The organism is Bradyrhizobium sp. USDA 4516 (assembly GCF_054055915.1).
The window spans coordinates 7251411-7271107 of sequence record NZ_JBSRXT010000001.1 but is presented as its reverse complement, the minus strand read 5'-3'; the positions used below and the strand labels follow the sequence as shown (position 1 = coordinate 7271107).

Sequence of the window (19697 nt, the reverse complement as noted above, 5' to 3'; positions counted from 1 at the left end):
AATCCTCCGCTCGCGGTTTCAAGGACCGCGGTGGATCTCAAGTTCCGAAAATCTCTTACGATGCTTTGATGACGAAATCCGCTTAGAACAGTTCAAGCTGTGTTTCGTCGTCCCCCCTTAACTAAGGTATCGGCGAGCTTTCGCCAAGCCTTGAGGGTCAAATCCACGTCTGTCTCCGTGGTAGACCAGCCAAGACTGAGCCGCACCGCTCCCTGGGACACCTCCGAACGGTATCCCATTGCCTCTAGCACGTGGGATGGCTGGACCTTGCCCGACGAGCAGGCGGAGCCGGACGAGACCGCGATTCCCCCAAGGTCGAACCCGATGACCGCCGTCTCGGCCTTCATTCCGGGCGCCGTGAACAGAACGGTATTAGGCAACCGCTTGACGTCATCGGAGAACACCAGCACGTCCGGCGTCTGCCGCAGCCCGTGCTCGAGCCGGTCGCGCAGTCCCCTGACGCGGGCTGCATCGGCCTTCAGCGCCGCCATCGCGGCCTTGGCGGCCGCACCGAACCCGGCGATGCCGGCGATATTCTCGGTCCCTGCCCGCCGCCCGAGCTCCTGCCCGCCGCCGCGCAGAAACGCCTCAAGGCCCTCGACGCCCTCGGCGAGCACCAGCGCGCCTGCGCCCTTCGGTCCGCCGATCTTGTGCGCCGACAGCGTCACCAGGTCGGCCTGCGTCGAGGCCAGATCGAACGGGATCTTGCCGAACGCCTGGATCGCATCGACATGCAGCAGCCCGCCAGCCGCATGGACGATTTCGGCGACATCAGCCACCGGCTGAATGGCACCGGTCTCGTTGTTCGCCAGCATCACCGAGACCAGAGCCGGCGGACCATCGGCCAGCAGTGCGCGCAGATGGTTGAGATCGATCACACCGGCCCGCGTGACATGGATTGCGGAGGTCGCCTCCGTCGCAAACCGACCGCCCGCGAGCACGGACGCGTGCTCGATCGCCGACACCAAGAGCCGCTGCACCGGCGCGCCCGCAGCGCGGCGCAATCCCGGCGTCAGTGCGAGCGCATTGGCTTCGGTCCCACCGGAGAGAAACACGACGTCCTGCGGCCGTCCGCCGACCGCCTTCGCCACGGCATTGCGGGCATCCTCAAGCAGCCGTCGCGCCCGCCGTCCCTCGCTGTGCACCGAGGACGGGTTGCCGATCAACTCCCACGCCGCAGCCATCGCCGCCTTCGCCTCCTGGCGAAGCGGCGTGGTGGCATTCCAGTCGAGATAGACGCGATCGTCCATGGAGCTATCCGCGGCAACCACCATGGTTGCGGCCTTCACTGCGAGATAACGACAGTTAACGACCGAGACCAGATCAGACGTCACCGGCACGGGAGATTTTTCCCGCGCGGCGGGAGCCTCGCTGCCGCGAGACACGGCGTTCGTGATCCCTTGAGCACGATAGCATTATGACAGGCTGAAACGTCAGGTAGCCTCCGAAGCAATCCGGCCGTGTCGATCCGGATCGCCGTCGCCGCGTCGGCAACGTGCGCGTCGCGACGCGGATTCGCGACCGCCAAGCGGCACAATTTCCTTGATTTTTGCCCCTTGCGTCATGCTAGAAGGCCTCCAGCGTGCCGCGCGGCGGTGCCTGCGCCGATTTCATCACGAGCTGCTCTGTTCGCGAACCGTCGCTGAAGATGGCTCCAACCGGTTGATTGATCGACGTCAATCAAGGGAACGCGGCAATCAAGGGAACACAATGCCTGAAGTCATTTTCACCGGCCCTGCTGGCCGTCTCGAGGGCCGCTACCACCCGGCCAAGCAGAAGAACGCGCCGATTGCGATGATCCTGCATCCGCATCCGCAGTTCCACGGCACGATGAACCACCAGATCGTCTATCAGTGCTACTACGCGTTCGCGCATCGCGGCTTCTCGGTGCTGCGCTTCAACTTCCGTGGCGTCGGCCGCAGCCAGGGCTCGTTCGATCACGGCACCGGCGAATTGTCCGACGCCGCGAGCGCGCTCGACTGGGCGCAGGCGATCAATCCGGAGGCCCGTGCCTGCTGGGTTGCGGGCTTCTCGTTCGGCGCTTGGATCGGCATGCAGCTTCTGATGCGCCGGCCGGAGGTCGAGGGATTCATCTCGATCGCGCCGCCCGCCAATCTCTACGACTTCTCGTTCCTCGCGCCCTGCCCGTCGTCGGGCCTGATCGTGCACGGCGACAAGGATGCCGTGGTGCCGCCCAAGGACGTCAACACGCTCGTCGAGAAGCTGAAGACGCAGAAGGGCATCGTGATCGACCAGCAGGTCATCCCCGGCGCCAACCACTTCTTCGACGGCAAGCTCGAGCCGCTGATGGAGACGGTGACCGGCTATCTCGACATGCGTCTCGCCAACGTGCGCTGACGACGCCGACCTTGTAGCCCGCATGAGCGAAGCGACGTGCGGGTCGCGGCCGACAAGACCCCGGATATCGCTGCGCTCATCCGGGCTACGGCACTGACCTATTCCGGCGCCAGCTTCAGCGCCGCAATCCCGACCAGCACCAGCGCAATCCCCGCGACCTTCATCGGGTTCAAGGCCTCGTTGAACAGCAGCACGCCCATGGCCAGCGTGCCGGCCGCGCCGATGCCGGTCCACACCGTGTAGGCGACGCCGACACCGAGCACCTGCAGCGCGCGTCCGAGCAGGAACACGAACGCGGCGAGCAGCAGCAGCGAGACCAGCGTCCAGCCGAGCCGCGTATAGCCTTCGGCATATTTCATCGAAATCGCCCAGCCGACGTCCAGCAGGCCGGCGACGACGAGCGCGATCCACGCAACCGAATGCGACATGGCTTACGCGGCGAGCTTCAGCATATGCGCGCGGTGGCCGACCAGGAACGCATGCAGCAGCGCCGGATAGTCAGGCGACACCGCACTGCGTACGCTCGGCCGCTGTGCCAGCGCGCTGCGCCAGGCGCGAAGTTTTGGCGTGTGCGTGAAAACAGCGAGATCGGTCAGCTGGTCGAACAGATCGAAATAGCGGAAGATCGGCGCGAACACCGCATCCACCAGACTGAAATTCTGGCCAGCGAAGAACGGACCAGCGCCGAGTGCGGCCTCGACGCGCGCGAATTTTGCCACGACCGCCTGCCGCTTGCTCTCGAAGGCCGCGGCATCGGTGGCAGTCTCGAGCCCCCAGAGATCGCCGAGAATGGCCGAGCCGAACTCCATCCAGGCGCGATGCTCGGCGCGCGTGAGCGCGTCCTCGGGATGCAGCTTGGCGCCGGCCTGCGTCTCCTCGATGTACTCGCAGATCACATTGCTCTCGAACAGCGCGACCTCCTTGCCGTCGTCGCGCGTCACCACCAGCACCGGCACCTTGCCGAGCGGCGAGATCTTCAGGAACCAGTCCGGCTTGCTGGCGAGATCGATGTCGATCCGCTCGAACGGCACGCCCTTCTCGCGCAGCGCGATCACCGCGCGTTGCACATAGGGGCAGAGCTTGTGGCTGATCAGTTTCAGGGCGGCCATGACGAATCTCGCGTTCAATGCAACTGCATCGAATTAAATGCAACGGCATGGAACTGTCAAGGTAGATGCATTTGCATCTAAATCACGGTCGCGCGATAATGCCCCCGGTCATCGGGATCGGCACCCCCGTTGTGGAAGGGTAGCTCAGAGGCAGGCCCTTCATGCCGCGCGCGGCAAGGAAGCCGAACGCCTGCGCCTCGATCGCATCCGCCGCCCAGCCGAGCGCCTCGGCCGGCTCGACGGTCGCCGGCGCGAGGCGCTCGCGCAGCATCCGCAGCATCGTGAGGTTGGAGGCGCCGCCGCCACAGATGATCCAGCTTTTCGGCTGTTTCGGCAGCAGCGGCACGACGCGGGCGATGGCCGCGGCCGTGAAGGCGGTCAACGTCGCGGCGCCATCGGCCGGCGCCACGGCGCCGAGCTTGAGACTGGCGAAGTCGTTGCGGTCGAGCGATTTCGGCGGCGGCAGCGCAAAGAACGGCAGCTTCAGCGCCTGTGCGATCCAGGCGTCGTCGGGCTTGCCCATTGCGGCGAACTTGCCGGCGGTGTCGAACGGCTGATGCATCTGACGGAACATGAAGTCATCCAGCAGCGCATTGCCCGGCCCGGTGTCGCAGGCGATCAGCGTGTCCGTGCCGTCGATATAGGTGATGTTGGAGACGCCGCCGATATTGACCACGACGATCGGCCCCTCGCGGTTCAGCGATTGCGCCAGCGCGCGGTGGTAGACCGGCACGAACGGCGCGCCCTGCCCGCCGGCCTCGACGTCGGCGGCACGGAAATCGTGCATCACCGGAATGTGGATCACCTTGGCGAGCGCCAGGGCATCGCCGATCTGCACCGTCAACCTCCGCTCGGGGCGATGCAGCACGGTCTGGCCATGGAACCCGACGATGTCGATGTCCTGGGCCGAGATCCGGTGCTGTGCCGTGAAGCTGGCGACTGCCTCGGCATGGGCCGTGGTGACGGCCTGCTCGGCCTGCCGCAAAATCCCCGGCCGGGCGTCGCGCCGCGACAGATGGACCGCCTCCGTCAGCGCCTGGCGCAGCAGGCTGCGCTCGCCTTCGGTATAAGGCCGATAGCCCGAGGGGCCGAAGGCCTTGATCTGGCGGCCGTCGGTCTCGATCAATGCCACGTCGACCCCGTCGAGCGAGGTGCCGCTCATCAGACCGAGTGCCGTTAACATCATGCTGGAAGCGCCCCAGCCGGGAACCCCCGGCTTGTCTCAAACAAGTACATCCTATAATGCCACTGCGCGTCCGCCTGCGGCAGCCTCAAGCATCAAGGTTCCGCAAATAGATGCAAAAACCGTAAAACAAGAATGATCTGGCTCGCCGACAAATGACTGCATTTAAATCGGATTTCCTGAACACTTTACAGGAACGCGGCTTCGTCCACCAGTGCTCCGATTTCGAGGGCCTCGACGCGCTTGCCGCGAAGGGCCAGGCGACCGCCTATGTCGGCTATGACTGCACCGCGCCGTCGCTGCACATCGGCAACTTCCTCACCATGATGATGCTGTACTGGCTGCAGCAGAGCGGCAACAAGCCGATCACGCTGATGGGCGGCGGCACCACGATGGTCGGCGACCCCTCCGGCAAGGACGAGACGCGCGCAATGCGCACGGTTGCGGAGATCGAAGCCAACAAGGTCTCGATCCGCGGCGTGTTCGCCAAGGTGCTGCGCTATGGCAACGGGCCTTCCGACGCCATCATGCTCGACAATGCCGAGTGGCTGACCAAATTGAACTGGATCGAGATGCTGCGCGACATCGGCCGGCACTTCTCGGTCAACCGCATGCTGACCATGGACTCGGTGCGGCTACGGCTCGAGCGCGAGCAGGAGATGAGCTTCATCGAATTCAACTACATGGTCTGCCAGGCCTACGACTTCGTCGAGCTGTCGCGCCGCGCGGGCTGCCGGCTGCAGATGGGCGGCTCCGACCAGTGGGGCAATATCGTCAACGGCGTCGATCTCGGCCGCCGCATGGGCACGCCGCAGCTGTTCGCGCTGACCACGCCGCTGCTCACCACCGCCTCCGGCGACAAGATGGGCAAGACCGCCAAGGGCGCGGTGTGGCTCAACGCCGACCAGTTCTCGCCCTACGATTTCTGGCAGTACTGGCGCAATGTCGAGGACGCCGACGTCGTCAAGTTCCTCAAGCTGTTCACCATCCTGCCGATGAGCGAGATCAGCAAGCTTGCGGCGCTGGCCGGCGGCGAGATCAACGAGGCCAAGAAGGTGCTGGCGACCGAAGCGACCGCCCTGCTTCATGGCCGCGATGCAGCGAACGAAGCCGCCGAGACCGCGCGCCGCACCTTCGAGGAAGGTGCGCTGGCCGAAACCTTGCCGACGGTGGAAATTCCGCGCGGCGAATTTGAAGCCGGCGTCGGCGTGCTGGTCGCCTTCGTCAAGGCCGAGCTCGTCGCTTCCAACGGCGAAGCGCGCCGGCAGATCAAGGGCGGCGGCCTGCGCGTCAACGATGCAGCCGTGACCGATGAGAAGATGCTGCTGACTTCGGCCAATCTCACGCCGGAAGGCGTGGTGAAACTGTCGCTCGGCAAGAAGCGCCACGTCCTGCTGAAGCCTGCATAGGCGCATTCGCATTTGTCGGTTGTCGGGAGCGCGGAAAGCGCGCTCCCATCTTTCCGATGGACCAGACCACGCCTCCGAACGACACGCTTGCAACGCCGGCGAAGCAGTCCCGCGTCGCGCTGAACGTGCTCGCGCTCTGCTTCGTGCTGTCGGTGCTTGGGCGCGGCCTTAGCGACAGCTTCACCGTTTTCCTGAAACCGATCTCGGAAAATTTCGGCTGGGACCGCGCCTCTGTGGTGTCGGTCTACTCGCTGACCTGGCTCGCCAGCGGCCTGACCGCGCCACTGGTCGGACGCCTGTTCGACCGCTCGGGTCCGCGCCTGGTCTATGCGCTCGGCCTCTCGCTGCTCGGTTGCGCCTTCCTCGTCGCCTCGCGCGCGCAAGCGCTCTGGCAATTCCAGCTCAGCGTCGGCCTCTGCGTCGGTTTCGGCACCGCGCTGATCGGCAATGTGTCGAATTCGATCCTGCTCGGCCGCTGGTTCGGACCACGCCTGCCGACCGCGATGGCCGTGATGTATTCGGCGACCGGCGCCGGCCTGTTGCTGCTGTTGCCGCTGTCGCAGGTTCTGATCGACCGGATCGGCTGGCGCGAGGCCTATCAGGTGTTCGGCGTCGGCGCGCTCTGCCTGCTTGTTCCGCTGGTCTTTCTGCCGTGGCGGCTGCTCGCCGGCGGATCGCCGCATATCGTCCGGAAAGCGGAAAGCAGCTTGGCCGACGAAGGCTGGACACTGCTCAGCGCGATGCGCCACCACGCCTTCTGGGCGCTGTTCTCCACCTTCTTCTTCACCGCGATCGCGATGTATGCGCTGACCGCGCAGATCGTCGCCTATCTGATCGATGTCGGCTTCCCGCCGCTACAGGCGGCAACCGCCTGGGGCTTCTCCGGCGTCGCGCTGTTCGTCGGCATGCTGGGCGTGTCCACCCTCGACGGCATCATCGGCCGCCGGCCCTCGGTCTTGTTCAGCTACGGCGTCTCGATCCTCGGCATCATTCTGCTCTGGCTGTTGCAGTGGTATCCGAACTACTGGCTGCTGACCGGCTTCATCATCTGCTTCGGCAGCATGATCGGCTCGCGCGGCCCGTTGATCACCGCGACCGCGCTGAAGATATTTCGGGGCGAGCGCGTCGGTACGATCTACGGCACGATCATGATCGGCAGCGGCCTTGGATCAGGGCTAGGCTCATGGGGCGGCGGCCTGATCCACGACTGGACCCACAGCTACAATCCGCTGATCGCCTTCGCGCTGGTCAATGTGGTGCTCGGCCTGATCCCGTTCCTGGTGGTGCCGGCGCTGCGACGGTGAGTTCGGACGCGTCCGCTTGCCCCTGCGGAGGCGATGTGGAATCCGACACGAACGCATGCCGGCCTTGGGCCAACGCCTTTGGGCCGACAGGCGGCATTCGCGAAATGAAACAGGCCGCCAACAGCAGCGGCCCTAGTCGATGGCTCCAATTCCTTGATTGCGAGAACCGACTCGAGCAGGCTTGTAAGCCCGGAAGTCGATCCTCTGGTCCGGTACTGCTAGCCGCAGCGACGAACTCTCCGGACCGATCCGTCGTCACGCTCGATCGTGACGGTGCGGCATCCGCGATATCCGCGATCATACCCGTAGGCGCGATAAGCGGGTCGATCGTAGTCTCGGTAGTAACGGGGCTCCGGGCCCACTCTCACGCCGCCGAGCGGAGTATCAACGGCAACCTGAGCTGACGCGGGTGCAATGGAGATCGGCGTGGCCATAGCGAAACCGGCGACCGCCAGTACACCAGCCAATAACAGGGCTCTCATGAGAGTTCCTCCTGAGTTGTTGAATTGCTCTCCAACATCCCAGACAGGGCAAGGTTCCTGCGCGAACTTCATCCGGGCGGCGGGCCGCTCGGACTTGGTCGCAGCCTCGGATGAATGCGGACAGGAACCCGCCGCTGCGCGTCAGCGCGCGAGCTCGACCGACCTTGAAAGCAGGCGTCGATGAGCGAGCGTTCTAGTTGTTCGTCGTCGGCAGATCGTTCGGGCCGTACTGCTTGAACTCGAAGATCTTGCGCGTCAGGCCGGGCGCCAGCGCGGAGATCGGGTTGACGCGCAGCACCGGCGCGCTCGGCGTTCCCACCACTTCATACGTCACGCCGATCAGGCCTTCATTGCTGCCGGCGCCGAGGAAAATCCCGAAGAACGGGATCTGGCCGAACATGTTGTTCAACCCGTACATCGGAATGAAGGTGCCGTTCATCCGCACCTGGTTTCCGATATAGTCGATGCTGCCTTCGATGGTCGCGCCGATGGTCGGTCCCTTGACCACACCATTGCGGATCGAAAGCTGGCCGCTCTGGCGCGTGAATTCGGCGCGCAGCGCGTCGAACCCGATGCCGTTCTGGGTGCTGACCGGCCCGCCGGCAACGGCGCGATCGAGTTGGGTTTCGCCCTTCACCGAGAATCCGGTGATATTGATGAGCCCCTCCCTGGGGCTCGGCTCGGGGATCGGCGGCTCCATCGCGAGCGTAAGCTGGCCGCCGACCACCTTCGAATAAGTATCGATGAAGCGCAGGAACGCACCGGCGTCGCTGGTCTGCAGATAGATCACCTCGCGGCCCTGCTGGCGTCCGCGCATATCGACCGTGACGGGGGTGTCGCGGCCGACCTTGCCGCTCAGCGTGAACGCCTTGAAGAACCCGTTGCGGCGCGAGACCTTGGCGTCGACGCTGCGCAGCGCTTCGCCGTTGAATCCTGCGACCGCGCCGAGTTTCAGATCGACATCGAAATCGGTGGTCCTGGTCTTGCTCTTGGGATCGCTATCGCGGCCGGAGATCGCGGACTTCAGGAAGCCGCGACCGTCGAACACGTCGCCGCGCATCGTGACCTTGATCACGCCGTCGGGACCGCGATCGGCCCGCAGCGAGGTCTTGTCGCCTTCCGACGGCGCGTAGGTCGGGAAGTACGCATTCATGAGATCGCCGTTCTGGTCGACCTCGAGCGCCCCCTTGATCGACACGCCTGCGCCGTCGATCGAGATATCCTCGAACCGGGTCGATTGCCCCTTCGGCACCACGTTGAAGGTCGCTTTGCCGGCACGGCCCTGCGCCTTGACCCAGCCCGGCAGGATGTTGTCGAGCTTGAGCTGGGTCAGGTCGGCCTCGACGCCCATCTTGGTGGTGGGATTGTCGCCGCTGCCAATCTTGCCGCTCAGCTTGATCGGGATCGCGCCCGAGACCGCGGGACCGAGATCAAGCCCGAGGCGCGCGCGGCTCGCATCATCCAGCGTCGCCTGCAGCTTGACGTCAGCGTCGCCTTCGGCCGGCTTGCGGTAGTCGAGCGAGGCCGCCTGCCCGTTGATCTTGACATCGCCCTTGACCTGGAAACCGGCATTGCTGGCGATCACCTTCAGCGCGTTGGCTTCGAGCTTCTGGTTCATCACCAGCTTGTCGACGGCAACGCCGGCGATGTCGGCGGTGACCGAGTAGAGCGTATCGGCCTTGGTCAGCTCGCCCTTCACGGGCATGCCGAGGTTGATCGTCGCGGTGACGTTGCCCTTGCTGGCGTTGGGATCGATCGGCGGACCGGAGAGATCGCTGAGCCGGTCGGAGGCGAGGATTTCGGCGGCAGCCGGCACCGGACAGTCGACCCGGAACTTGACCTTCGACGGTGACGGCTTCGGCGCCATGTCCGGCACCTCGAAGGTGAAGTCCGACAGCGTGATCTTGCGGCCCGCCGGCGTGTCGGCAATGCCCTGGTTGATGGTCACGGTCGCGCTGCGTCCGGTCACCCTGGCCTTCAGATCCGCGTCATGCACCGCGGGCATCTGGTCCACCGGACGCACTGTGACACCGGAGGCGACAATGTTGACCGAGAGGCCGTCATCCGGAATCGGCGGTCCCTTGCGCGACAGGTTGTGCACCGGCGAATTGACGCCGACATCGATACGCTGGAGCGTGCCGCGGTCGATCCGCTCGAGCACCCATTCGCGAACCTCGGGCACGATGATGACCGGCCACATCCGTTTCAGGGCCGAGGCCGACATCGGCGTGCCGGCGAATCCGAGCTGCAGCCGCGGCTCGCCGGAATAGTCGATGCTGCCGGTTCCGGCGACGCCGATCTCGCCATTGGAGATGTCGGCCTGGGTCAGCAGCACGCGCTTCTTGTCGGTGTCGAACCGGAAGCCGATGTTGATGCGATTGAAGATCAACGGCGGTTCGTTCTTGTCGGCGCCGGCCAGCACGATGGTGCCGCCCGACAGGCCGGCCTGCCAGTCGGTGACGTTGTCGTTCGGCGGCTCGAGATGGCCGAGCAGCGTGATGCGATTGGCGCCCGAGACGACCTTGATCGGCGCCAGCAGTACGCGCCGGCCCGAATCCCATTCCACGCTCATCTCGGCGGAATCGATCGGCATCGGGTAGTCGGGCGTGTCGGTGTCGATGATGTTGCCGGCGCCGACATTGATCTTGCCGCGGAAGTAGGTCGGCAGGCCGTCGCGGCCGAGCTCACCCTTCATCTCGCCCGACAGCGGCAGGTCGGCGGTGTAGGTCAGATCCTTGGTCCTGAGCGCGAGCAGGATGTTCCGGGTGGAAACCTTGTCGGCCTTGATGTCGACCGAGCGCACGCCGTTCTGCTGTGGTCCGACCAGCACGCGCACCGACCAGGGCTTTGCGCCCTCCTCGCCGAAGCTGAGCGCGACGCCGCCGCCGCTCGGGCGCCGCAGGCTGAGGCTGATGTTCTCGAAGCTCCATTTGTTGCCGCGCTGCTGATCGTCGACGACGAGATTGCCGTTCTTCAGGCCGATCTCGTTGAGGTTCTGCCCGTCGAGGCCGGTCATGCTGAGGCTGTCGAGCCAATCGAGACCGGCGAGCAGGCCGCTCTGGGCCGAATCGGGCGCGCCCGCGGAGGGCTCGGCGGCAGCTGGCGGCGAGGCAACCGGCGGCGGCGGGGCTGCGGGTGTCGGACGCGGGAATGTCGGCGGCATCCCCGCCTCCCGCTTGGAGGCAACGCCGGTGGCCAGCGGTTTTGCGGTGTCGCCGGCGGACACGGTGACATTGCCGTCGGGCGTGATGCGCACCGACAGCTCCGCATCGACCAGATTGAGGCTCTCCGCCCGCAACTGGCCCATCAAGAGCGCGGTTCCCGACAGGCGCACTTCGGCCTTGGGCGCGCTCGCAACCACCGCATGGTCGCGGTCGCGGACGATGATGTCGCGGATGCGCACCGCGATCCTGACGCGGCCGGCGCGCTCGATCTGCGTTCCGCCGACCTCGACCGTGTTGCCGTGGCCGATATTCTCCTCGATCGCCGCGGCGAGCCACGGCGTCGCCATGTCGAGATTGATCGGGCCGGCGCCGAGCCGCCACCACAGCCCGCCGAAGCAGGTCGCGAACATCGCAACCAGCACCACGAGGACCAGTCCGATGCGACGGATCCAGCGCTCGCCGTTCAACCAGCGCCGCATGCCGGAGCAGAAATCGGTGAAGCGATGCAGGTTGGTGTGGGAACGCGCCAGCAATTGCCGCGCACGGTTGCCCGCCGCCTCATCCTGCTCGTCCCACGCAGCGTCGTCCTCCCATTGCGAGAGATCAGCCCCGGCGCGCGGATTTGGACCCTGCGGCGACGTGTTCCTTGCCATTGCCTCTCGGTGCTGACGGCGAAGCTGATCGCCGCCATCGGGGCGCCCGTCGATCCGTATCGAGCGCTCCTGTGCCGGCATCGCCGCCTATCCTCGCCTAATCATGTTACTCGCCGATGGCCCCCAGAGCGGACCAAACCAACCAATCAAAAGCCAATTCAGCAAGCGGACGGGTCACGCGTCGAATTCCTTGTCACCATACTCCGTGGCCATCAAACTTGCCCAGCGGCCGGTGCGAATCCGGCCGCCGCCAATAAGACCGCAATACCCCAATGGTTGAGCTTCGGAAAGCGACGAAAGGAAGGCGTATGTCCAAGAAAACGCGCAAGAAATCCTCCAACACAACCGGGAAGCGGGTCGCAACAAAGGTTGCGCGCGCCGCAAGCGCAAGCACTGGGAAGTCCGCGACGAAAACCCGCACAGCGGTTGCGAAGAAGGCAGCGGCCAAGAAAACAACTAAGAAAACGACCAAGGCGACCGCAGCGGGTGTTCGAAGCAAAGCCTCGCACAAGGCGGCATCGAAACCGTTAAAGCGAGAGCCGGCCGCGACCGTGACCAGTTCGTCCGCCGTCACACTTGCCGAGGGCGCCGCGGCGCCTGGCTTCAACCTGCCGCGCGACGGCGGGGACAGCGTTTCGCTGAAGGATTTTGCCGGCAAGAAGCTGGTGCTGTTCTTCTACCCCCGCGCCGACACCCCCGGCTGCACCCGGGAGGCGATCGATTTCACCCGGCTCAAAAGCGAGTTCGTAGCGGCAGGGACCGAAGTGGTCGGCATTTCCGCCGACACGGTTAAGGCGCAGGAGTCATTTCGAAACAAACACCAGCTGTCGGTGCCGTTGGTCTCGGACCCAGCCCACCAGATGCTGGAGGCCTATGGCGCCTGGGGCGAAAAATCCATGTATGGCAGGACCTTCATGGGAATTATTCGCACGACGGTTCTGGTCGATTCCGGTGGAAAAATTGCCCGGATCTGGCGTCATGTGAAGGTCGACGGCCACGCCGAAGCGGTATTGGCGGCTGCCCGGGCGCTCTGATCGGACGGGTTCCGTTTCCTGAAAATTAACCATGACGGGCTCAAATCGGCCCCGCAAATTAGCCGTACGGAGCTTGGTCCGACCGGCCGCGGGAGTACCGATGTCGAGCCGGTCCGGACACCACAAACACCATCATCCGCAGGACCATGGCCGGACGCCGGTACGCCGTCCGGCAGCCCATCACCCCGCACCTGCCGCCGCGGCGGTGGCGGCCTCCGGCGAGGGCTATACACTGGTCCATGCCGGCAAGCAGGTCCGGTTCGGGCCGGTGGTGTTCTGGATCATCGTCGGCACCGTGGTGCTGCTCGGCATGTGGTCGGCGGCGACCGCGACCTATTTCGCGTTCCGCGACGACGTACTGACCCGGCTGATCGCGCGCCAGGCCGAGATGCAATACGCCTATGAGGACCGCATCTCGGAGCTGCGCGCCAAGGTCGACCGCACCACCAGCCGCCAGCTGCTCGACCAGGAGCAGTTCGACCAGAAGCTCGACCAGATCATGAAGCGGCAGTCGACGCTGGAATCGCGCGCCACCGCGCTCGGCGCGATGCCTGACGTCACCAGCACCGGATCGATCAAGCCGCAGGGCCGCGCCGAGGCGGCGCCGTCCTCGGGCACCCTGAAACCCTCCCCGATCAGCGACACCGTGATCTTCGTGGCGCCGCCGGATCGCGAGGCACGGCTGGAATCGCGCGCGCCACTGATCGCCAAGACGCAGCCGAACCAGTTCGCCAAGGCCCAGGGCGTCGACAACGTGCTGGTCCGCCTGCAGACCTCGCTTGACCAGGTCGAGCGGCGCCAGGTTGCCGCGCTCGCCTCGGTCGAGGACAGCATCGATTCCAGGGTGCGCCGGATGCGCGGCGTGATCTCCGATCTCGGCCTCAACATGGCGCAGCTCGAGGCGGCGACGCCGCGCTCCGGCATGGGCGGGCCCTTTGTCCCTGTGAAACTCTCTGCCGACGCCGGCGCGTTCGAACGCCAGCTCTATCGCATCAACATCAACCGGGCACAGATGCAGCGACTGAACCAGACGCTGGCGCTGGTGCCTTACCGCAAGCCGGTGGTCGGTGAAGTCGAATTCACCAGCGGCTTCGGCGTGCGCTCCGACCCCTTCCTCGGCCGGCCGGCAATGCATACCGGCCTCGACTTCCGCGCCGCGCAAGGCGATCCGGTGCGTGTCACCGCCAACGGCAAGGTGGTGTCGGCGGGCTGGGCCGGCGGCTATGGCCGCATGGTCGAGGTCGATCACGGCAACGGGCTCTCGACCCGCTACGGCCATCTCTCCGAGATCGGCGTCAAGGTCGGTGAATACGTCAAGATCGGCCAGGTGATCGGCGCCGTCGGCTCGACCGGCCGCTCCACCGGTCCGCATCTGCACTATGAAACCCGCATCGACGGCGAAGCGGTCGATCCGCAGAAATTCCTCCGCGCCGGCGTCCGGCTCAGCGCCGGCTAGCTCAATCTCACGATGATCGATCTGAAGATCGGCGCAAGCGGTCTCGCTTGCGCCGATCTTGTTTGTGGTTTCAGCGGCGGCCGCCGCCCATGCCGCCGGGCGGTCCGCCACCGCCGAATCCGCCGCCGGGCCCGAACGGACCACCACCGCCGCCGCCAGGGCCGTTGCCCTGGTCGTTGCCGCGCTTCTTGACCTGCGCGCCCGCGAGCGACGTTCCGGCAAGCCAGAACGCTGCCAACAGCGCGCGGCGCGAAATGACCGGCGGGCGCTTCACGCTGCACCGCCTTCGTCGGCATCGTCATCGACCGGACCATCCGGCCCCTCGCGGTAGATGTAGATGCCGAAATTCAAGCGATAGTCGCCGCCCTTGTCTTTTGCGAGCGCGCGGTTGGCCTCGCGGTTGGCGACCTTGAGCGCCTCCATCGCCAGCTCGCGCGAGCGGCCCTCGAGCCGTTTCGCCAGCTTCGCCGACAGGCCGTCGTAATGCACCGCGCGTTCGAGGAAGCGCGGCGCGGCCGACGACACGTTCATCTCGGCGGCCGCCACGTGATCATGCAGGTTGCGGCCGAGATAGTGCCATTTGCGGTCGTCGTCGCCATGCGGCACGAAGGCCTCCTCGACCAGCATGATCTCGTCGTCGTCATTGATGGTGACGAGCTTGCGGTCGAGCCATTCGTCCAGCACGGCGCGCGGCCGCACATCCTTGGTGATCGATTCGACCAGCGTCTCGAACGACGGCGCGCCTCCGTCCGCGGTGCGCGGCAGCGGCAGTGGATCGCCCTTGGCATCGGTGAACTCGGGCCCGGCCAGCCAGCGCGCGATGATCGCGCTGGTGCGCGACAGCGTCGCCGGCACCGCATTGACCGGCGCGCCGGCGCCGCGCAGCCGCGCCACCTCCTTGCGGTGGATGCCGGTCAGCAGGCTGACGCGGCTGTCGGTCTGCTCCTTGCCCTCGAGCGCGAAGTCGTGCTCGGCGACGTTGACATAGAGCTCGCGCAGCAGCTGGGTCAGCGCCGGAAACGTCATGCCGCCGCGGATGCAAAGCCGCACCAGCGGGCGCAACATCCGCGCCAGCGGCGCATGCAGCTTCGCTGCGGCGATCGGAGCGAACGATCCCACCTTCGACTTCGGGGCCTTGGCATTCATGCCTAACTTTTAGCCGTCCGCGCCGTGGGACACAATCCCACCTCACTTGACGTGTGATATTTTCCCACTTGAAACAAAATCATCTCCGGACAAGGTTCGCGCGCTCGCCAGCGGGTGTCACGGAGTCCGGCACCGCCGCCATCGCCACGGACCGCTCCATGACGTCTGCCCGATTCGACCTTGCGATCGCGGAAGCCTGCCGGATCGCCCAGGTTCCGTTTGAGGAGTTCGTGTCGACGGTGATGGCGGGCGGCTATCCCCGCCTGCCGGGCGTTGCGCCCGGAACGCCGCGCCGCTTCGACGAAACCGACCTGCTCGCGCTCTATCGTTACCTCGATGAAACAGACATGAACTCGCCGATCATGCGCGGCGGCCTGCGCCGCACCGTCGACTGGTTCAAGCACAAGCTCAACGCGGCGACCTCGCTCGAATTCATCATCGCCTTCCTGCGCTCGATTTATCTGCTGCCGACCAGCGTTAAGCTGATCGAGAACCGGACCGAGGGCCTCGAATACATTCCGACCGACTTGCGCCATCTCGAATTGTTCGGCGATTTCCTGCTCGAGCCCGGCTTCTACAGCTATCAGGACACCTCGGCCCTGACCCGGTTGCCGCCGCCGCGGGTCGATGCGCGCGACTACGACGTCATTCTCGTCGACACTCCGACCCGGGTTGCGATCCAGCGCCGCCCGGGCGCAAAGGTGATTTGCGTCGTGCACGACCTGTTGCCGATCACCGATCTCAAGCTGGACGACATCGCGACACGCCTGTTCCTGTCGCGTCTTTACACCAGCGTGAATCAGGCTGACGAGCTCGCCTTCGTCTCGAACTACAGCATGAACCGCTTCCGCGCCCTGCTCCCGCAATATGCGCACATTCCGGCGCGAGTGGTCTATCCGCGGACCCGTTTCGACGTCGCGGAAGCGCCGCTTGCGGCGGCGCCAACCGCCGTCCCGGCACGGCCGAGCTTCGTCGTCATCGTTTTCAAACGAGCCCCGCAAGAACCTCGCCGCCGTCATCCGCGCCTTCCGCAAGTTGCCGGAGGCCGATCTCGTCGTGATCGGCTATGCCGGTGGCGCCAACCAGGCGCGCAACCTGCCGAAGAACGTCCGTTTCTCCGGCTATGTCGACGAGCACGAGAAGGCGGCATTGATCGCGGACGCGCACGGCCTGATCATGCCGAGCCTCGCCGAAGGCTTTGGCGTCCCGATCATCGAGGCATTCGCGGCCAACACTCCTGTGCTGTGCTCCGAATGCCGTGTTCCGTGAGGTCGCGGGCGAGCTTGCCGACTATTTCGATCCGTTCTCGACCGACTCGATCTGCGCCTCGGTGCGACGCGTGCTGGCGCAGCAGGAGCAATGGCGCGACCGGATCCGCGCGCGGCGGGCCGAGCTGGCCGAGCGCTTCGGCCACCACACCCAGGCGCGCGACCTGCTGTCGCATCGTGCTGCCCCGGACGTCGCGGCCGCTGCTGCGGCGCTCACCGCCGCGATGGCGACCTTCAACGGTGCAACCGCGCACGGCGTGTAACCGGTCATGAGCACCGATTCCGACGCCATTGGTCTCGCAATCGAACCGCCAGCACGATGGCGCGATCGCGTCCGCACCTGGTCCGCCTCAGTCGCCTATGTCCGCGCCACCGATACCCTGATCGCCTTGGCCACGGCGTCGCTACCCTGGTCGACCACGGCACTCGCCGTCTTCATGCTGCTCTGGCTTGTCGCCGTGATCCCGACCATCGACTGGGAGCAGTTCGTGCTCGACCTCGCGCGGCCTTCCTTTGCGTTGCCGATCGCGCTGGTCGCACTCGCCGTGATCGGTGTGGCGTGGTCGGAGACGAGTTGGGCCGAGCGGCTGCAGGGCATCAAGCCGCTCGGCAAGCTGCTGCTGCTGCCGTTCCTGCTCGGCTACTTCCAGCGCTCGCAACGCGGGCTCTGGGTGTTCCTGGCCTTCCTGGTGCCCTGCACGGTGCTGATGATCCTGTCCTGGATCGTGCTGGCGCTGCCGCAGCTCAAGCTCGCGCACACCGCATCCGACGGCGTGCCGGTCAAGAACTACCTCGACCAGAGTCAGGAGTTCGCGCTCTGTGCGTTCGCGCTGGCACTGCCGGCATTGACGACGGTGCGGGCCCGGCAATGGCGCTTCGCTGCCGGCGCCATCGCGCTGATGCTGCTGTTCGTCGCCAACATGCTTTATGTCGTCTCGGCGCGGACCGCGCTGGTCTACATGCCGGTGCTGTTGATCCTGTTCGCGTCGCTGCATCTGTCGCGGCGCGCCACGCGGCTGCTGTTCGCCGGCGTCGCGGTCACCAGCCTCGTGGTCTGGACCACGTCTCCCTACCTCCGCCAGCGCATCGCCGACGTCGGCATCGAGTATCGGGCCCACGATACGTCAGGCATCGCTTCCACGGCGCAGCGCCTGACCTATTGGCGGAAGTCGGTGAAGTTCATCGGCGAGGCGCCGTGGCTCGGGCACGGTACCGGCGCGATCAGGCGCATGTTCACGCAGGATGCCGTCGGACAAGCCGGCCTTGAGGCCGAGGTGATCAACAACCCGCACAACCAGACCCTTAATGCGGGGGTCCAGTGGGGGCTGATCGGCATCCTGCTGCTCTACGCGATGTGGATCACCCATGTCAGGCTGTTCGCCGGGCGCGATCTCGCGAGCTGGATCGGACTCGCCGTGGTCGTGCAGAACATCACAAGCTCGCTGCTCAATTCGCATCTGTCCGATTTTCACGAGGGCTGGATGTACGTGATCGGCGTCGGCGTCGCCGGCGGCAGGGCGCTCCGCGCCCGCCGGCTGGAAAGGATTTTGGCGGACAGTGCCGCGGCAGGCGGGTTGAAGCGGCTTGTATAATCCGGAGCTGCATCTGCTCGCGCCGTGTGTGACTCACCGGTGGCGCAACAAATTCAGCGTCGTCCCGGCGTAGGCCGGGACCCATTACCACCGAAGACGATTGTTGCGCGACGCTAGGGCCACAGCTTCCTCACCAACCCAATCCTGTGGTTATGGGTCCCGGCCTACGCCGGGACGACCGTGGTGTTTGCCGAGCGAGCATCGGCTTCATCACTCCCCGCCTACCGCGACGCCTCGTGCCCGACCTCGCCGGTGATGACGTCACCGAACAGCTCCCACGCATCGCCGTTGAAGCGCATCAGCTGCATCTGCTCGATCGGGAAGTAGTCGTCGGGAGAGGTGTTGACCATGACGCCCGGCAGCATCAGGTCGGAGTGGAAGTTCTTCAGGTTGGCGGCCTGCTTCATCACGTTCTCGCGCGTGAGATTGTCGCCGCATTGCTTCAATACCTGCATCATCGCCTCGGCCTGGACATAGCCATAGAGGTTGTTGGCATTGGCCTTGTCGCCGTCGGCGTAATACTTGTCCATGAAGGCACGCCAGCTCTGCACCGCCGGATCCTTGTCCCAGGTCGGATCGGTCGGGTCCTTCAGATAGGCGGTCGAGATGATGCCCTTGGAGAACTCGAGCCCGGCCGGCTTCAGCACCGAGGCAACCGAGGTCGCGGTGTTGGCGAGGAAGAATTTCGGCTTCCAGCCGAGCTCGCCCACCTTCCGGATCGCCTGCGCCGAGCCTTTCGGCGCCGCCCAGGAGAAGAAGATGTCGGCGCCGGAATCGTGCAGCGCGACGATCTGCGAATCGATCGAGGGATCGGAGACCTCGTAGGACTTGTCGGCGATGATCATGCCGACCTTGTCGCCGAGCCCGTCCTTCAGGCCCTTGAACTGATCCTTGCCGGCATCGTCATTCTGCCAGAACACCGCGATCTTGCTGTCGGGGAATTTGTCGCGAATGTACTTTGCGTAGATGCGGCCCTCGCTCTGGTAGTTGGGCTGGAAGCCCATCGTCCAGGGAAAGTTCTTGGGATCACCGAACTTGGTGCCGCCGGAGGCGACGAACAATTGCGGCACCTTCTTGGCATTCATGTATTTCATGATTGCCGAATTGGACGGCGTGCCGAGCGGCTGGAAGATCAGCAGCACCTCGTCGCTCTCGACCAGCTTGCGCGCCTGCTCGATCGCCTTCGGAGGCGAATAGGCGTCGTCGTAGCTGATAAAGTTGATCTTGCGGCCGTTGATGCCACCCTGCTCGTTGGTCATCTTGAAGAACGCGGCCTCGGTCTTGCCGATCACCCCATAGGACGACGCCGGGCCGCTGTATGGCATGATGTTGCCGATCTTGATTTCGCCATCACTCGCCCCGGGATCGTATTTCTTCTGCGCGGTGGCCGAGGTCGCGATCAGTGCCGCACTTGCGAACGCCGCGATTGCGCCAATATATCCGAAACGAGCCGGCATCGTTTTCTCCCGATTTTTGTCGTTGGTTTTGGCGGCAAGTCTCGCAAGAGACGCATGTGCTGGCAAGCGCTGGGTTTTTCCG

General features: G+C 65.2%; 14 protein-coding genes and 1 pseudogene. 7 read left to right on the top strand and 8 right to left on the bottom strand.

From position 1 onward, the window contains the following. Positions 1-92: 92 nt before the first annotated feature. A complete protein-coding gene (locus ACVI1L_RS33235) occupies positions 93-1250 on the bottom strand; it encodes a cysteine desulfurase family protein (protein ID WP_456784802.1) in 1158 nt (385 codons plus the stop codon). 460 nt (positions 1251-1710) lie between these two features. Here ACVI1L_RS33235 and ACVI1L_RS33230 point away from each other — a divergent pair, with 460 nt between their 5' ends. Next, positions 1711-2358, top strand: a complete 648-nt coding sequence (locus ACVI1L_RS33230) for an alpha/beta hydrolase (RefSeq protein ID WP_016843213.1) — start codon at positions 1711-1713, stop codon at positions 2356-2358. 98 nt (positions 2359-2456) lie between these two features. On the opposite strand, the gene ACVI1L_RS33225 is transcribed toward ACVI1L_RS33230, so the two are convergent. From ACVI1L_RS33225 to ACVI1L_RS33215, 3 genes are all read right to left on the bottom strand, one after another. After that, positions 2457-2786 carry a DMT family transporter gene (locus ACVI1L_RS33225; RefSeq protein ID WP_028332217.1) on the bottom strand — a complete coding sequence of 110 codons (330 nt, stop codon included), beginning with the start codon at positions 2784-2786 and terminating at the stop codon, positions 2457-2459. A 3-nt stretch (positions 2787-2789) separates the two neighbouring features. Beyond that, positions 2790-3467, bottom strand: coding sequence for a glutathione S-transferase family protein (locus ACVI1L_RS33220; RefSeq protein WP_229159502.1), 678 nt, complete (start codon positions 3465-3467; stop codon positions 2790-2792). Between the two features lie 82 nt (positions 3468-3549). Beyond that, a complete protein-coding gene (locus ACVI1L_RS33215) occupies positions 3550-4653 on the bottom strand; it encodes an anhydro-N-acetylmuramic acid kinase (protein WP_456784801.1) in 1104 nt (367 codons plus the stop codon). A gap of 152 nt (positions 4654-4805) precedes the next feature. On the opposite strand from ACVI1L_RS33215, the gene tyrS reads away from it, so the two are divergent. After that, a complete protein-coding gene (tyrS, locus tag ACVI1L_RS33210) occupies positions 4806-6059 on the top strand; it encodes a tyrosine--tRNA ligase (RefSeq protein WP_057020016.1) in 1254 nt (417 codons plus the stop codon). Between the two features lie 56 nt (positions 6060-6115). Further along, positions 6116-7363: an MFS transporter gene (locus ACVI1L_RS33205; protein WP_057020015.1), complete on the top strand. Its 1248-nt coding sequence runs from the start codon at positions 6116-6118 to the stop codon at positions 7361-7363. 675 nt (positions 7364-8038) lie between these two features. On the opposite strand, the gene ACVI1L_RS33200 is transcribed toward ACVI1L_RS33205, so the two are convergent. Further along, positions 8039-11743: a hypothetical protein gene (locus ACVI1L_RS33200; protein WP_456784800.1), complete on the bottom strand. Its 3705-nt coding sequence runs from the start codon at positions 11741-11743 to the stop codon at positions 8039-8041. Positions 11744-11970: 227 nt separating this feature from the next. Here ACVI1L_RS33200 and ACVI1L_RS33195 point away from each other — a divergent pair, with 227 nt between their 5' ends. Both ACVI1L_RS33195 and ACVI1L_RS33190 read left to right on the top strand, forming a co-directional pair. Continuing rightward, the gene (locus ACVI1L_RS33195; RefSeq protein WP_199805340.1) at positions 11971-12696 is read left to right on the top strand and encodes a peroxiredoxin; all 726 of its coding nucleotides are present in this window, start codon (positions 11971-11973) and stop codon (positions 12694-12696) included. Positions 12697-12796: 100 nt separating this feature from the next. Continuing rightward, positions 12797-14152 carry a M23 family metallopeptidase gene (locus tag ACVI1L_RS33190; protein ID WP_057020011.1) on the top strand — a complete coding sequence of 452 codons (1356 nt, stop codon included), beginning with the start codon at positions 12797-12799 and terminating at the stop codon, positions 14150-14152. A 70-nt stretch (positions 14153-14222) separates the two neighbouring features. On the opposite strand, the gene ACVI1L_RS33185 is transcribed toward ACVI1L_RS33190, so the two are convergent. Next, a complete protein-coding gene (locus tag ACVI1L_RS33185; RefSeq protein WP_076832286.1) occupies positions 14223-14426 on the bottom strand; it encodes a hypothetical protein in 204 nt (67 codons plus the stop codon). Further along, the gene (locus ACVI1L_RS33180; RefSeq protein WP_057020009.1) at positions 14423-15298 is read right to left on the bottom strand and encodes a DUF6502 family protein; all 876 of its coding nucleotides are present in this window, start codon (positions 15296-15298) and stop codon (positions 14423-14425) included. Before ACVI1L_RS33180 ends, ACVI1L_RS33185 begins: the two co-directional genes overlap by 4 nt. Positions 15299-15606: 308 nt before the next feature. Between ACVI1L_RS33180 and ACVI1L_RS33175 the strand changes: the two are divergent. Next, positions 15607-16829 (top strand): annotated as a pseudogene (locus ACVI1L_RS33175) (glycosyltransferase family 4 protein); the annotation flags it as partial. Positions 16830-16835: 6 nt separating this feature from the next. After that, entirely contained in the window at positions 16836-18158 is a 1323-nt protein-coding gene (locus tag ACVI1L_RS33170; protein ID WP_456784799.1) for an O-antigen ligase family protein, read from the top strand. 221 nt (positions 18159-18379) lie between these two features. Here ACVI1L_RS33170 and ACVI1L_RS33165 read toward each other — a convergent pair whose 3' ends face one another. Continuing rightward, the gene (locus ACVI1L_RS33165; protein ID WP_456784797.1) at positions 18380-19615 is read right to left on the bottom strand and encodes an ABC transporter substrate-binding protein; all 1236 of its coding nucleotides are present in this window, start codon (positions 19613-19615) and stop codon (positions 18380-18382) included. Positions 19616-19697: the final 82 nt, after the last annotated feature.

Excerpts from the sequence above, each read along its gene's own strand:
- ACVI1L_RS33215 (WP_456784801.1), bottom strand. The coding sequence starts at position 4,653 with ATGATGTTAACGGCACTCGGTCTGATGAGCGGCACCTCGCTCGACGGG.
- ACVI1L_RS33200 (WP_456784800.1), bottom strand. The coding sequence starts at position 11,743 with ATGCCGGCACAGGAGCGCTCGATACGGATCGACGGGCGCCCCGATGGC.
- ACVI1L_RS33230 (WP_016843213.1), top strand. The coding sequence starts at position 1,711 with ATGCCTGAAGTCATTTTCACCGGCCCTGCTGGCCGTCTCGAGGGCCGC.
- ACVI1L_RS33170 (WP_456784799.1), top strand. The coding sequence starts at position 16,836 with ATGAGCACCGATTCCGACGCCATTGGTCTCGCAATCGAACCGCCAGCA.
- ACVI1L_RS33235 (WP_456784802.1), bottom strand. The coding sequence starts at position 1,250 with ATGGACGATCGCGTCTATCTCGACTGGAATGCCACCACGCCGCTTCGC.
- ACVI1L_RS33195 (WP_199805340.1), top strand. The coding sequence starts at position 11,971 with ATGTCCAAGAAAACGCGCAAGAAATCCTCCAACACAACCGGGAAGCGG.
- ACVI1L_RS33220 (WP_229159502.1), bottom strand. The coding sequence starts at position 3,467 with ATGGCCGCCCTGAAACTGATCAGCCACAAGCTCTGCCCCTATGTGCAA.
- ACVI1L_RS33165 (WP_456784797.1), bottom strand. The coding sequence starts at position 19,615 with ATGCCGGCTCGTTTCGGATATATTGGCGCAATCGCGGCGTTCGCAAGT.
- ACVI1L_RS33190 (WP_057020011.1), top strand. The coding sequence starts at position 12,797 with ATGTCGAGCCGGTCCGGACACCACAAACACCATCATCCGCAGGACCAT.
- ACVI1L_RS33180 (WP_057020009.1), bottom strand. The coding sequence starts at position 15,298 with ATGAATGCCAAGGCCCCGAAGTCGAAGGTGGGATCGTTCGCTCCGATC.
- ACVI1L_RS33205 (WP_057020015.1), top strand. The coding sequence starts at position 6,116 with ATGGACCAGACCACGCCTCCGAACGACACGCTTGCAACGCCGGCGAAG.
- ACVI1L_RS33225 (WP_028332217.1), bottom strand. The coding sequence starts at position 2,786 with ATGTCGCATTCGGTTGCGTGGATCGCGCTCGTCGTCGCCGGCCTGCTG.
- tyrS (WP_057020016.1), top strand. The coding sequence starts at position 4,806 with ATGACTGCATTTAAATCGGATTTCCTGAACACTTTACAGGAACGCGGC.